General features: G+C 40.9%; 16 protein-coding genes. 7 read left to right on the top strand and 9 right to left on the bottom strand.

From position 1 onward, the window contains the following. Nucleotides 1-951 (bottom strand): 16S rRNA (cytosine(1402)-N(4))-methyltransferase RsmH, encoded by a 951-nt coding sequence (gene rsmH, locus MK405_RS07425; RefSeq protein WP_268704690.1) that lies wholly within the window; start codon nt 949-951, stop codon nt 1-3. A gap of 162 nt (nt 952-1,113) precedes the next feature. Between rsmH and MK405_RS07430 the strand changes: the two genes are divergently transcribed. The 3 genes from MK405_RS07430 to MK405_RS07440 are packed head-to-tail and all read left to right on the top strand — an operon-like array spanning nt 1,114 to nt 2,212. Continuing rightward, entirely contained in the window at nt 1,114-1,308 is a 195-nt protein-coding gene (locus MK405_RS07430; RefSeq protein WP_045763581.1) for a helix-turn-helix transcriptional regulator, read from the top strand. Between the two features lie 15 nt (nt 1,309-1,323). Then, complete coding sequence (locus MK405_RS07435; protein ID WP_084853048.1) at nt 1,324-1,866, top strand: DUF3278 domain-containing protein; 543 nt, start codon at nt 1,324-1,326, stop codon at nt 1,864-1,866. Nucleotides 1,867-1,876: 10 nt separating this feature from the next. Further along, nucleotides 1,877-2,212 carry a hypothetical protein gene (locus MK405_RS07440; RefSeq protein WP_084872233.1) on the top strand — a complete coding sequence of 112 codons (336 nt, stop codon included), beginning with the start codon at nt 1,877-1,879 and terminating at the stop codon, nt 2,210-2,212. A gap of 110 nt (nt 2,213-2,322) precedes the next feature. Here the strand turns inward: MK405_RS07440 and MK405_RS07445 are convergent, their stop codons facing one another. Genes MK405_RS07445 through MK405_RS07480 form a run of 8 tightly spaced genes read right to left on the bottom strand, consistent with a single transcriptional unit; the run spans nt 2,323 to nt 9,337 of the window. Further along, nucleotides 2,323-3,324 (bottom strand): LacI family DNA-binding transcriptional regulator, encoded by a 1,002-nt coding sequence (locus tag MK405_RS07445; protein ID WP_000412460.1) that lies wholly within the window; start codon nt 3,322-3,324, stop codon nt 2,323-2,325. A 59-nt stretch (nt 3,325-3,383) separates the two neighbouring features. Continuing rightward, nucleotides 3,384-5,285 carry an alginate lyase family protein gene (locus MK405_RS07450; RefSeq protein WP_268704691.1) on the bottom strand — a complete coding sequence of 634 codons (1,902 nt, stop codon included), beginning with the start codon at nt 5,283-5,285 and terminating at the stop codon, nt 3,384-3,386. A 21-nt stretch (nt 5,286-5,306) separates the two neighbouring features. Then, the gene (locus MK405_RS07455; RefSeq protein WP_000381743.1) at nt 5,307-5,600 is read right to left on the bottom strand and encodes a preprotein translocase subunit YajC; all 294 of its coding nucleotides are present in this window, start codon (nt 5,598-5,600) and stop codon (nt 5,307-5,309) included. Further along, a complete protein-coding gene (locus MK405_RS07460) occupies nt 5,600-6,418 on the bottom strand; it encodes a PTS system mannose/fructose/sorbose family transporter subunit IID (RefSeq protein ID WP_000148013.1) in 819 nt (272 codons plus the stop codon). The genes MK405_RS07455 and MK405_RS07460 overlap by 1 nt, the downstream gene beginning before the upstream one ends. Then, on the bottom strand, nt 6,405-7,184 hold the full coding sequence (locus MK405_RS07465) for a PTS mannose/fructose/sorbose/N-acetylgalactosamine transporter subunit IIC (protein WP_000026611.1): 780 nt from the start codon (nt 7,182-7,184) through the stop codon (nt 6,405-6,407). Before MK405_RS07465 ends, MK405_RS07460 begins: the two co-directional genes overlap by 14 nt. Nucleotides 7,185-7,198: 14 nt before the next feature. After that, nucleotides 7,199-7,690, bottom strand: coding sequence for a PTS sugar transporter subunit IIB (locus MK405_RS07470; protein ID WP_000211084.1), 492 nt, complete (start codon nt 7,688-7,690; stop codon nt 7,199-7,201). Nucleotides 7,691-7,700: 10 nt separating this feature from the next. Further along, on the bottom strand, nt 7,701-8,891 hold the full coding sequence (locus tag MK405_RS07475; RefSeq protein ID WP_268704692.1) for a glycoside hydrolase family 88 protein: 1,191 nt from the start codon (nt 8,889-8,891) through the stop codon (nt 7,701-7,703). A gap of 11 nt (nt 8,892-8,902) precedes the next feature. Next, nucleotides 8,903-9,337: a PTS sugar transporter subunit IIA gene (locus MK405_RS07480; RefSeq protein ID WP_000706829.1), complete on the bottom strand. Its 435-nt coding sequence runs from the start codon at nt 9,335-9,337 to the stop codon at nt 8,903-8,905. A gap of 271 nt (nt 9,338-9,608) precedes the next feature. Between MK405_RS07480 and MK405_RS07485 the strand changes: the two genes are divergently transcribed. The 4 genes from MK405_RS07485 to MK405_RS07500 are packed head-to-tail and all read left to right on the top strand — an operon-like array spanning nt 9,609 to nt 12,755. Further along, nucleotides 9,609-10,424 (top strand): gluconate 5-dehydrogenase, encoded by an 816-nt coding sequence (locus MK405_RS07485; protein ID WP_268704693.1) that lies wholly within the window; start codon nt 9,609-9,611, stop codon nt 10,422-10,424. 18 nt (nt 10,425-10,442) lie between these two features. Then, nucleotides 10,443-11,084 (top strand): RpiB/LacA/LacB family sugar-phosphate isomerase, encoded by a 642-nt coding sequence (locus tag MK405_RS07490; protein ID WP_084852176.1) that lies wholly within the window; start codon nt 10,443-10,445, stop codon nt 11,082-11,084. 30 nt (nt 11,085-11,114) lie between these two features. After that, the gene (locus MK405_RS07495; protein WP_268704694.1) at nt 11,115-12,116 is read left to right on the top strand and encodes a sugar kinase; all 1,002 of its coding nucleotides are present in this window, start codon (nt 11,115-11,117) and stop codon (nt 12,114-12,116) included. A gap of 9 nt (nt 12,117-12,125) precedes the next feature. After that, nucleotides 12,126-12,755, top strand: coding sequence for a bifunctional 4-hydroxy-2-oxoglutarate aldolase/2-dehydro-3-deoxy-phosphogluconate aldolase (locus MK405_RS07500; RefSeq protein WP_235080859.1), 630 nt, complete (start codon nt 12,126-12,128; stop codon nt 12,753-12,755). Nucleotides 12,756-12,794: the final 39 nt, after the last annotated feature.

The raw sequence follows: 12,794 nt of genomic DNA on the forward strand, positions 1-12,794 counted from the left end.
TTACTTGTGAATTTTTCTGGCCACGCGCAACTTGGCTGAATGCGAACGATTGTTGGCTTCTAGCTCTTTAGCACTTGGCAAGATTGGCTTGCGGGATACCAATTCCATCTTGGGCTTAAGGTCATCTGGAATGAAGGGCAAGCCTTTTGGAACTTCCACTGTTGAAGCTTCTTTGAATAATTGCTTGGTCAAGCGATCTTCCAGCGAATGGAAGGTAATGACCGAGATTCTCCCATCTAGAGCCAGCATGTCCATGGCCTGCTGGATGGATTCATCTGCAGCGCCCAGCTCATCGTTGACTTCGATTCGGATAGCCTGGAAAATCTGCTTGGCAGGATGCCCCTTTTTCTTGAGTTCCTTGGCAGGCTTGGCCGACTTGATAATCTCTGCCAACTCCGTCGTCGTCTCAATGGGTTTCACCTCACGCGCTTGCTCAATCTTACGGGCAATCTGTTTAGAAAATTTATCCTCACCATACTTGAAAAAGATCCGAACTAAGTCATGATAGTCATAATGATTGACCACTTCATAGGCCGTCAGACTAGCTTCCTGATTCATCCGCATATCCAGTGGTGCATCTTTTTTATAAGAAAAGCCACGCTCACGCTGATCCAGCTGAGGACTGGACACTCCCAAGTCATAACAAATTCCATCAATTTCCTGGACACCAGCCTCCTGCAAACGTGCCTGCAAATGACGGAAGTTATCCTTGATAAAGGTTACCATCCCCTTTTCGATATAGGGTGCCAACCGTTTTTGCGCATTTTCAATAGCATTCTGGTCCTGGTCAAAGGCATAGAGATGCCCTTTTTCGCTCAATTTACTTAATAAATATTCGCTATGGCCTGCTCCGCCCAAAGTCGCATCAACGTAGATACCGTCAGGTTTTACGTCAAGCATATCAATCGTTTCATGAAGCAAGACCGTTACATGATGAAATTCTTTTGTCATATCTTATCTATTTTACCACAAATCTGACCAGCTTGCACTTGTCAGACAAGGCTAAGTTTCTTCGAAAAAAATTCTCAAAAAAATATCGTATATACTTGACACATCACTCTTGAAAGAATATAATATAGTCAAATATATACGACATATCAGAAAGGAGACTCTATGAATCGTGTCAAAGAATTCCGCAAGAAACTGGGCATTTCTCAGCTCGAGCTCGCCAAAGATATCGGTGTCTCGAGACAGACCATCAACATGATTGAAAATGACAAGTACAATCCAACCCTAGAACTCTGTCTCAACCTCGCCCGCAGCCTCCAAACTGACCTCAATAGCCTCTTTTGGGAAGACGATTTTTAAAAAAGGAGCAAACAAATAAAAAAAGAAACTCTCACTGAAAAACTCATCAAACGCATATACGGTATTTCTGGTCCCCTTGACGAACACAAACGGCGCGAGGCCGATCGTATCGGGAATCAGGTCTTTATTGTCCTCTTTTATCTGATGACATTTGGCAATCTTATCCCGCTCGTTCTTGCTTATAAATACCCGCAAATTGTCGCTATCGGTTATCCTCTCGTGGTGTTTGGCATTTCGATGGTAGCTGCCCTCTATGTGGTCTCTCAAACCAAGAAAACGGGCATCACAGCTATTGATCCCGAAATGCTGAGTCAAAAAGAAAGTAAACAGCTACATTTTCCGGGTCTAAAAGCCGGTCTGATCTACGGCATAGCGATATTTTTTATAATGCCACTCATCGATACCCTAACCAGTGAAAATCCAAATTTCATCAGTTCTCTTCTGAATTCAAAACATATTTTAAAAACTATACTGGGAGCGTTCTTTTTTGGACTGATGATGCAAATTGTTGTCTCTCTTCGCATTCGAAAAGCCAAGAAAGAGCAAGAAGACGACTAGGAGGTGCCTTATGAAATCACTAGCTAGACTACTGATCGGTCATGTTTTTATCAGTATTTTCCTTTCCTTCGCCCTTGTTTCAGGAGCTGTTTCTCATACAGTTTTAATACTCTTACTCCTCTTTCTTCCTGCACTCAATAAAGGACTTGAGAAAATGCAATCAAAACGGGTACCTGTCCTCAACGCTGCCCTCTTCTTCCTCCTTATATCCTTTCCACAGCTTCTAACCAACCCTGTCCAATGGAAATTTTCAATATTCCTAGTCGTAACCATCATCTCAAGTTTGGTCTACTTCTATAACTTTTATCAAGTGGTTAAAGAAGTAGATCAAAAACAGTTGATTTAGGAGATCACTCCCATAATTTCTCATTTTATAGGCAAACAATACCATCCAGCTCATGCTAGATGGGATTCTTTTATTTCTTAACAGAGGTTGCAAGTCATTTCCCTTTCATCTTAGAAAGTCGACTCTTTCCAACTCACACTACAATCCAAGACTTGTTGCCTTTCTTCTTGATTGCGGCCTTCAATCTGGTCAATCAAAATCTTTGTAGCCTGTTGTCCTTCTTCAAAGGCGGGCTGAACCAACGTCGAAACACTTGGAGAAGAAAAGCAAGTCCACTCCGTATTGTCAAAACCAATCAACCCAACTTGTGGCAAGTTATAATTCAACTCTTTGATAACGGTAAAGACTAGAGGTAGGGCCCAACAGTTAGGGACAAATACCAGAGTTTTTTCATCGGGATTGATTTCTTTTTGTAAAAATTCCTTAATTTGTTCCAAATTCGTATGCTTATCTTCAATGGTTAGACTAGCGTGGCGCATGTTAGCATCTGTTAAAGCATCCACAAAACCACTTGCCCGCTCAATCCGAGTACTCAAACGACTCGTATCCGCTGTAATCAAGAGAAAATGCTCATAACCTTTTTCGATACAGGACTGGGTCATGTCATAAACGGCATCATAGTTATTGGTTTTGACCCAGCTAGTCCGGTGTTCATAGAGCTGACTATCAAAAAAGACCATTTTCTTCTTTTTCTCATCGATAATACGAGAATATTTTCGGAAATTAGAGGTCGGCTGAATAATAAAGCCGTCTACTCCCAAGAGAAGCATGCTTTCAATATACCTGTCCTCACTCTCTTGGCTGTAATTACTATTTCCTATCATTACCTGGTAGCCATTCTGGCTGGCGATATCCTCAATTCCCTTAACAATTTGGTTTGAGAAACTGTTGGTAATATCACCAATCAAGACACCAATTAATTTTGTTCGTTTGGAGTTTAAGCTACGCGCAACAATGCTCGGTTTGTAATTTGTTTCATGAATAACTTTTTCAATCTTTTCACGTGTCTCTCGGGACATTTTTTCATATTTCCCGTTTAGGTAAAATGACACGGTTGTTTTCGAGGTCTGAGCCATTTCCGCAATGTCTTTTATGGTCAGTTTCTTCTCCAATCTAAAACACCTCCTACTAATACTTAGTATAACATATTTACTGTTCAAAAAGCCTATTTCTAGCACTGCAAGCGAATCATTCTCTCATTTATTTTATCATATACTAGACATTTTCCACGCATTTTTGTTCCGTCAACGAGGCACAATTTTTCACCTATACAAATATCCTCGCTTAATAACAGAATCAGCTTGTCTGTTTCGTCATTTTTCACTTCAAAAGCCAGAGCATTTTCTACTTCATGACCATCTGTCTGGTAGACAGAATGACGGGTGATTTCAAAACTTTCATGCGCAATGATGGTATAATCCAGCATCTGATTCTCAAAGAATTGGTGTTTCGTGAGTTTGCTACTTTTTTCAAGCTCATTGTATTTAGGAGAAATAATGGTATCTTCCAAATCAAAATCAACTTCACTCCATAGTTTCAACTGATTGATTTTCCCATCTTGATAGGTCACATCCTTGTCAAGGATAAACTGAGTCAACGACTCATGCTGACCTTGACACCTGATGTCATCTACCAAGAGCCACACATCCTCTGCCAACATGAGGATTTTTCTCCTGTGAAGATAAGGCAAATCAGGTTCTGCTGACCAATAAGCCCCCTCAATATAATGCACTCCCTCCCTTTCTTTATGGTGACAAAACAGGGAGTGAGGATAGTATTCATATTCCCAGGATCCCGTGATTCTTTCCGGAGCTTTCCCATCTACAATGCAGGTTGAATGACTCCAAGCACTCTTTAAGAGATAACGTTCATCTATCTCCCGATAAGAATAACGCCCAGCATCTATGAAAATCGGTTGACCTTGATACTGTAAGCAAAAACTATTCTCGTCACTATGGCTATGGGCACTTCCTAGCGGACCGTTTTTGAAAAATAGATAACGATGTTCATCCTTAATGCAGACATGTCCAGAGTCTTCAAAAATCATGGACTTAGGCTGCCAAGCTCTCTTTTCAAATACCTGCAGTCGCTTGACCTTTTCTCGCCCCAGGAACAAGAGGCTAAGCAAATCGACTTTAACATCCAGACCGTTAAGAAGGTCTTCCTTGTTCAAAACCACAGCAGACAAGCTCAAAATTTCTGTCGTTTCTGTAGAATCACTATCACCAGAAGCTAAGGTCCGTCCATCTAGACCTGTCATCATCTGAATGTAAGTTGCCATCTTTTCCAGCAGCTCTTGAAAGCTATCTTGCAAGTCTGGAAGCAAGAGACACAAGTCCAGCAAGGCTTTATAAACCTCTACATGATAGAGAATCGACTGTTCAAACTGGCTTCCATCTTCTAAAATCTGCGTCTCGATCTGCTGTTTCAACTCCTTTGAAGCAAAATGGTAAGCTTCTTCTAGGTCCATCTTATCTGAAAAGAAATGATAGATTGCAAGTATCGGAATAGTTTGTAAAATCCCCCAGTTACTAAGGGTGTACTTGGCGCGATAGTGGCTTTTCATAAAGTCAATCTGCTTTTCTAGACTGACCAAAATTTTCTCTAGTTCTTTCTCCTCTAGCAAGTCAAATTTCAAGAGGAGCAAGAGGAGTTTCAACCAAGCAAAGGAACGAATACCCGTATCCAAGGTTCTAGTCATCAAAGATTGAGGAGAAAATTCTCTCACCTGCTCAATCCAATCAAATAGAAAGAACTTGCACTTTTGGATATAGCCCTTATCTCCTTCTACCAGATACCCAATCATAAACTGCAAGAGATATTCTTGTCGATTGAGCATATAAGCCCATTCTGGATCATCTTCAAATACTTGATTCCACACCATCGGCTGGATTTGATGGATTTTTGAACAAGGTTCCATATCCCAAGGACTATCAAACATAAAACGATTGTCCATCAAGCGTTCAAGGGAACTCTTGACTTTCTCATAGTCTTTTGAACAGTGGGACAAGATATAATCACGATATTGGTTTCCATCAATTCTTTCAAAAAATTGTCTTCTTTCTTCTTTCATTATCTATTACCAGAAAAAGAACTACTTAAAAAGCAGTTCTTTTGTCTTTCCCATTACACTTTCCTTTTCTACATAGATGACCACACCTTTTGCAATCTGCAAGGAGACCAAGTCATCTTTGATAGAAATGATTTTTCCATGAATTCCAGACAATAACAACACTTCATCACCAGATTTTAAAGAAGCTAAATACTCTTGTCGTTGCTCCATCTGTTTGTGAAGCAACTTTTGCTGACGAATAGATTGAAAGCTTGACAGTAAAAGGGGGCTAACTGCCAAGACAATCACTATTCCATAAAACAATGTTGTATCCATTAAGCTAGAATCTTAAGCCAGCTTCCGATAATTCCGATGATAACTGTTAAAATAACGAGTTTATATGTTGTCCATTTCTTTTCTTTGATCAAGTAGTAAACTAAAAGTGTAAATAGGGCTGGTAGAAGAGCTGGAGCAACCTTATCAAGCATTCCCTGAATACTTACGATACTTTGTTTAGCGTCTGCTTTAACTTCCCCTGCAGCAAAGGTGATCGGCACCATAATCTTAACAGATGTCGCTGCCAAACCAGCAATTACGGTTACACCGATAATATTGGCAATACGAGAAATCGTTGCCATCTGCTCGCTTAGTTTATCAATCACAGTTGTTCCCAGTTTGTACCCATACAGACCAGTTGACAATTTAATCGCTGTTAAAATCGTATTCATCGCAAGGAAGAACAAGATTGGACCGACAACCAGGCCTTCTTGAGCAAACGAAGCTGCGATGGTCGAGAACAATGGAGCTAAACAGAATTGTGAGAGAGAATCCCCAATACCTGCTAATGGCCCCATCAAGGCCATCTTGATGCTACGTGTCTCTTTTGCCGGACGGCCATTTTCCAACATTACAAGATGCAAGCTGGTAATAAAAGGCAGGAAGTGTGGGTTGGTATTATAGAATTCACAGTTTTCTTCCAAGGCTTGGTAGAAACCTTCCTGATCCTCTCCATAGTGTTTTTTCAAAGCAGGATACATCACATTGGCATATCCCAACCCTTGATAGTTACTATAGTTAAATCCATTTTGACAAAAGAATGCCCGCAAAGACGTTTTAAGATAATCACGTTTTGTTAATTTGTTAGATCCAGTCATCGTGTGCTTCCTCCTCTACCACATGATTCGCTGTTTTTGGCTTGTTATAAAATTCAATCAAAGCAAAGATAGTACCTACAATTGCAATACCAATTGTTGGGATGTTTAGATAAGCCGCACAAACATATCCCAACAAGACAAACGGAATCAACTCTTTCTTAGCCATCACTGACAAGATCATTGCAAAACCGATAGCTGGGAGCATTTTACCAGCAACTGTCAAACCTGTAAGCAATACTGGTGGAATGTAGTCTACGAGTTTCAACAAGGTATCCATTGAAAGGGCACCCAAGCAACCCAAGGTAAAGCCGATAAAGGCAAACAACCAAATTGTTGCATTTAGAGTGAACTTGAATTTCTTCAAATTATGGTTTTTCAAGTGCTTCATCGCCGTTTCAGGCGCACCAGCACGTACAGTATAGGCGAAAGTTTGTAAGAATTGAATCGCCACAGCAATCGGAGTAGAGAGGGCAAGAGCCGCTTCTGGACTGACTTTACCAGCACTAGTGATAGCCATCAAGGTACCAAAGATACCAGGTCCGATTGGGTTTGGTGGAACCGTACCTCCAGCACCAACACCGAATCCCATATAAGCCAATTCACCAATAGCTCCCATTGCAAGAGCAGTAGGCAAATCACCTAGAATAATTCCGACACCAAACGACAAAACAATACATCTATTGGTGTAAATCCCTAACAGCATTCCACTAAAACAGAAAGCTGTCCATAATCCAATTAAAATCGCTTGAAATACATTAATCGACATAACGATCTCCTCTTTTAAATATAGTCCATAATGTTGACTTCAACAGCTCCATCGTTTCCTGTTGGAGTTGTTTTCGTATTAAATGTTACTTGATAAGTTTGGTTCAATTCCTTGAGGGCTGCCTTGTCCTCTTCACCTAGGAAGATAGAGCGTGTCACCTGCTCTTTACCAGGGGCATTGTGAATGTTCCCGATATTGATTTCTTTAATTGGAACACCACCTTCTACCAAGGTTAAAGCATCTTTTACATCCTTCACAACGATAAAGATTGTTTGCGCGGGATTCGCCTTGTGGATAATATCAATCACCTTTTGCAAAGGGAAGAAACGCATGGCAACTGAGTCCGGCACAACTGTTTTCATCAGAGTTTGTTGCATCTTATCTGTGCTCACTTCGTCATTAGCAACAATAACTGTATTACACCCCAGGTATTTTACCCAAAGTTGTCCTTGCCCGTGAATTAAACGTTCATCGATACGGGTCATAATAATATTTGGCGTCGTCATATTTCTCCTCCTACCAATATAGGTTCCAGTCTTTGTAGAAACGGATTAGAGCTTCTAGGTAATAGTAGTCACCCCAGATATTGCCTTCATCCACTCCTTTACCTGAATGCCATGAGTACACACCGTGGAGGAGACTTGTTCCACCAGGGATAAATTGATCATTTGCATACTGTTCAATCAGAGAATGAAGCATAGCATGCATAGCATGTTTATAAATATCTTTGTCAGCGTCCACCTCTGGGAGATGTTTTAGCATTTCATGAATCCCACAGACGGCGATAGCTGTTGCTGAAGAATCTCGTGATTGATCACTACCATCATTAAAAATCAAATCCCAATAAGAAACATGATCTTTTGGCAGACGATTCAAGAAATAATTGGTTACACCCTTAAACAAGTCAAAGCAGGACTCGTCTTTCAGGTGACGATAAGTCAAAGGAATACCATAGACTCCCCATGATTGACCACGTGCCCAGCATGAATCATCACTATACCCTTGTCTCGTTACACCTTTAAGGGGTTGACCTGTCTCAGGATCAAAATAGAAGGTGTGGAAGGACGAAGCGTCATCACGGATTACATTATTAGCTGAAGCATAGAAATGACTTTCTGCAATATCGTAGTATTTTTGATCGCCTGTTTCTTGATAAGCAAAGAACAAGAGCTGGATGTTGAGCAAGCAGTCGATAATCAAACGGTAATGCTCTTTCTTGCCCAAGTCTCCCCAAGCTTGAATAAAACCACCTTTTTCTTGATAGCGTTCAATCAACTTATCTGCAGCTTTCAAGGCCGCCTCTCTGGCCTCTCCATCTCCATTTATCTTATATTCAGCCATACAAGACGGTGTGTACAAAAAACCGAGATCATGGTGATCCAACTCCACTCTCTTATTAACACGTTCCAGGAAAGAAAGAACATTTTTATGAGCGATGTTTTTAAATGCATCCTGTTGACTGTATTCATAAGCCAACCACAGTTCTCCTGTCCAGAAACCATTGGTCCATTCCGTGTTATCCATGATTGGATAGACATTATCAAAGGTAGCTGGCGTCGGGAAATCTTCCTTGAAATAGTCAAGGTTGAGTTCTAACTGCCGAATAACCTTATCAATTGCCTGGCCGACTTCTTCTTTCGTCAGAAGTGGTACTTCTAAGAAGCGCTCAGGCGATTTTATTTCTTCAATCGTAACCTTTTTTATCATTCTTTTACCCTTTAAATACCCGATTCGAAATCTTCTTCCTCTGCCTCTGCATCCGTTGAAAACAATTCTTTACCATTTACGACTCCGCCCTGGGCCGCCGCTACTGATTTATTAACAACCTCATCAAAGCTATGAACCATTCTAGCAAAGACTGCTTCCATTAACATGGCTAAGTTCAAACCCGAGAGAACATTCATTGTTTTGGCTGGATTTTCTCCCATTATAGTAGAAGAAACCTTGAATGGCGATCCTCCCAAGAGGTCACTTAGGATTAAAACTTCTTCTTCATTTGAAATTGCAAGTAAGATTTTTTGCTTGAGTTCATCTGCTGACATTCCTTCCACAAAGTCAATCGCCTCCACATTTTCTTGATTGCCTGCAATCAATTGTAAAGAACTATAAATCCCTGTGGCAAAATGTCCATGCCCTACAAGTACAATTTTCATCTTTTCTCCTTTCTTGTTTGAGTTTACCGGTTTACTTTACATTTCCCATTGTAACCCTTTATTTTTATCTTGTCAATAGTTTTTTAAAAAAAATATTAGCGCTTTCATTGCTTATTTAACCATTATAATAGACAGAAATTTCAAAATCTTCCGTTTTTCTAGGAAAACAAAGATTTTCAGAAATAAAAATATTTAATTATTGACAAAACCGGTTTACTAGAATATAATTTGGTTATAGAGAAGTCTTAACAAATTTGAAAGGAAGTATCAAATGACAAATACATCATTCTCAATTGAGCAGTTTTCTTTAAAAGGGAAAATTGCTCTCATCACCGGCGCTTCTTATGGAATTGGATTTGCTATTGCCAAATCCTACGCTGAGGCCGGCGCTACTATTGTCTTTAACGATATCAATCAAGACCTGGTCAATAAAGGGATTGAAGCTTATCGTGAAGTTGGCATCAAAGCCCATGGGTATGTCTGTGACGTGACAGACGAGGACGGTATCCAAGCTATGATCAAGCAAATCGAACAAGAAGTTGGTGTCATTGACATCCTCGTTAATAACGCTGGTATTATCCGCCGCGTTCCAATGTGCGAAATGAGCGTCGCTGATTTCCGTAAGGTCATCGATATTGACTTAAACGCACCATTTATCGTTTCAAAGGCAGTTATTCCTTCTATGATAAAGAAAGGGCATGGAAAGATTATCAATATTTGTTCGATGATGAGCGAACTGGGACGTGAAACAGTTAGCGCTTATGCTGCCGCTAAAGGAGGCTTGAAAATGTTGACCCGCAACATTGCGTCTGAATACGGTGGAGCCAATATCCAATGTAACGGAATCGGACCGGGTTATATTGCCACTCCTCAAACAGCACCTCTTCGTGAGTTGCAAGAAGATGGTTCTCGCCACCCATTTGACCAGTTCATCATTGCAAAAACACCTGCTGCACGTTGGGGAAATCCTGAAGATTTAATGGGCCCTGCTGTCTTTCTCGCTAGTGATGCCAGCAATTTTGTCAATGGCCACATCCTATATGTAGATGGCGGTATCTTAGCCTACATCGGAAAACAACCTGAGTAAAAATAGAAAGAGGATCTTATGAAAATCGCATTAATCAATGAAAATAGTCAAGCTAGTAAGAATCACATTATTTACGATAGTCTGAAAGAAGCAACAGATAAAAAAGGCTACCAATTATTTAACTATGGTATGCGTGGAGAAGAAGGTGAAAATCCATTAACATACGTACAAAACGGCCTAATGGCTGCCATCCTTTTAAATACAAAGGCAGTTGACTTTGTTGTTACCGGCTGTGGTACAGGTGTAGGGGCTATGCTTGCTTTAAACAGCTTCCCTGGTGTTGTCTGTGGTCTAGCAGTGGACCCAACTGACGCTTACCTTTATTCTCAAATCAATGGTGGTAATGCCTTGTCTATCCCTTATGCCAAAGGATTTGGTTGGGGGGCAGAATTGACCCTCAAATTGATGTTTGAACGCTTATTTGCTGAAGAAATGGGCGGTGGCTACCCAAGAGAACGTGTGATCCCTGAACAACGCAACGCTCGTATCTTGAACGAGGTGAAACAAATCACCCACAATGATTTGATGACCATCCTTAAAACAATCGACCAAGACTTCCTCAAAGACACCATCTCTGGCAAATACTTCCAAGAATACTTCTTTGAAAACTGCCAAGATGATGAAGTCGCTGCTTATTTGAAAGAAGTATTAGCCAAGTAAAGCTATTCTAAACCAGAAAGGAACTAATGGATGACGAAAATATTACTGTTTGGCGAACCATTAATTCGAATCTCACCATTAGATGCCACCAGTATCGGCGATCATGTTGCCAGTTCGACTTATTTTGGCGGATCAGAAATTAATATCGCTTGTAATTTGCAAGCTCTGGGAATCTCAACGAAAGTCTTTACCGCACTCCCTGCCAACGAGATTGGAGATCGTTTTATCACATTCTTGAAACAGCACCAAATCGATACCAGTTCAATCTGTCGGCTTGGCGATCGAATCGGCCTCTACTATTTAGAGAACGGCTTTGGTTGTCGTCAAAGTGAAGTTTTCTACGACCGCAAACATACGAGTATCAGCCAGATTTGGCCAAACATGCTAGATATGGATTCTCTCTTTCAGGGGATTAGCCATTTTCATTTCAGTGGAATCACCGTAGCTATCGGTCAAGAGGTCCGTACGCTCCTTCTCCTACTCTTGGAAGAAGCCAAGCGCCGAGAGATTATCATTTCAATGGATCTCAATCTGAGAACAAAGATGATTTCAGTCCTAGAAGCTAAGTATGAATTTTCTAAGTTTGCTCGTTTTGCTGATTATTGCTTTGGTATTGATCCTCTCATGATTGATGACCAAAATCTAGAGATGTTTCCAAGAGACAGTGCCAGCCTAAAAGAGGTGGAAAATCGCATGCGACTTTTAAAAGAAACCTATGGTTTCAAGGCCATTTTCCATACCCTCCGCTCTAGTGATGAGCAAGACAAAAATGTCTATCAGGCCTATGCTCTGGGAGAACGATTTGAAGAGTCTGTCCAACTAAAAACTGCAGTCTATCAACGAGTTGGTAGCGGGGATGCCTTTATATCTGGTGCCCTTTACCAACTACTCCATCATTCCTCCCTAAAAACTACCATTGACTTTGCAGTTGCCAGTGCCACTCTCAAATGCACTCTCCCAGGAGACCACCTCTCCACTTCGGCAGCTAGTATTGAAAAATTACTGGCAAATACACAAGATATCATTCGTTAGGAGAATTACATGACCAAATCAGATACGATTATTGAACTAAAAAAACAGAAAATTGTCGCTGTCATTCGAGGAAATACAAAGGAAGAAGGACTGCAAGCCTCGATTGCTTGTATCAAGGGCGGTATCAAAGCAATTGAAATCGCCTATACCAATCAGTATGCAGGGCAAATTATCAAGGAACTTGTAGACTTGTATCAGGACGATCAGAGTGTTTGTATCGGTGCAGGTACTGTGCTTGATGCCGTAACTGCTAGAGATGCTATTCTAGCCGGAGCAAATTACGTTGTTTCTCCATCTTTCCATGCTGAAACTGCAAAAATGTGCAATCTCTATAGCACTCCCTACATTCCAGGCTGTATTACTCTCACAGAGATAACGACTGCACTTGAAGCCGGTAGTGAAATCATCAAACTCTTCCCAGGTAGTGCTCTCAGTCCAGCATATATCTCTGCAGTCAAGGCACCGATCCCACAAGTTTCCGTAATGGTAACCGGAGGAGTCGGCCTAAACAACATCCCTCAATGGTTCGCTGCTGGTGCAGACGCCGTTGGAATTGGTGGCGAACTCAATAAACTCGCTTCCCAAGGCGACTTTGACCGCATCAGCGAGGTTGCCCAACAGTATGTTACACTCAGATAAAATGAAGTGAAAAAGGATAAGTTAACACTTATCCTTTTT

It is taken from the genome of Streptococcus oralis (genome assembly GCF_026782345.1).
Classification (GTDB): domain Bacteria; phylum Bacillota; class Bacilli; order Lactobacillales; family Streptococcaceae; genus Streptococcus; species Streptococcus oralis_CK.

What these genes read in the sequence shown, in the direction of transcription:
- MK405_RS07455 (WP_000381743.1), bottom strand. Translation starts at nt 5,600, where the DNA reads ATGGATACAACATTGTTTTATGGAATAGTGATTGTCTTGGCAGTTAGC.
- MK405_RS07430 (WP_045763581.1), top strand. Translation starts at nt 1,114, where the DNA reads ATGAATCGTGTCAAAGAATTCCGCAAGAAACTGGGCATTTCTCAGCTC.
- MK405_RS07490 (WP_084852176.1), top strand. Translation starts at nt 10,443, where the DNA reads ATGAAAATCGCATTAATCAATGAAAATAGTCAAGCTAGTAAGAATCAC.
- MK405_RS07465 (WP_000026611.1), bottom strand. Translation starts at nt 7,184, where the DNA reads ATGTCGATTAATGTATTTCAAGCGATTTTAATTGGATTATGGACAGCT.
- MK405_RS07500 (WP_235080859.1), top strand. Translation starts at nt 12,126, where the DNA reads ATGACCAAATCAGATACGATTATTGAACTAAAAAAACAGAAAATTGTC.
- MK405_RS07460 (WP_000148013.1), bottom strand. Translation starts at nt 6,418, where the DNA reads ATGACTGGATCTAACAAATTAACAAAACGTGATTATCTTAAAACGTCT.
- MK405_RS07480 (WP_000706829.1), bottom strand. Translation starts at nt 9,337, where the DNA reads ATGAAAATTGTACTTGTAGGGCATGGACATTTTGCCACAGGGATTTAT.
- MK405_RS07470 (WP_000211084.1), bottom strand. Translation starts at nt 7,690, where the DNA reads ATGACGACGCCAAATATTATTATGACCCGTATCGATGAACGTTTAATT.
- MK405_RS07450 (WP_268704691.1), bottom strand. Translation starts at nt 5,285, where the DNA reads ATGAAAGAAGAAAGAAGACAATTTTTTGAAAGAATTGATGGAAACCAA.
- rsmH (WP_268704690.1), bottom strand. Translation starts at nt 951, where the DNA reads ATGACAAAAGAATTTCATCATGTAACGGTCTTGCTTCATGAAACGATT.
- MK405_RS07485 (WP_268704693.1), top strand. Translation starts at nt 9,609, where the DNA reads ATGACAAATACATCATTCTCAATTGAGCAGTTTTCTTTAAAAGGGAAA.
- MK405_RS07495 (WP_268704694.1), top strand. Translation starts at nt 11,115, where the DNA reads ATGACGAAAATATTACTGTTTGGCGAACCATTAATTCGAATCTCACCA.
- MK405_RS07440 (WP_084872233.1), top strand. Translation starts at nt 1,877, where the DNA reads ATGAAATCACTAGCTAGACTACTGATCGGTCATGTTTTTATCAGTATT.
- MK405_RS07475 (WP_268704692.1), bottom strand. Translation starts at nt 8,891, where the DNA reads ATGATAAAAAAGGTTACGATTGAAGAAATAAAATCGCCTGAGCGCTTC.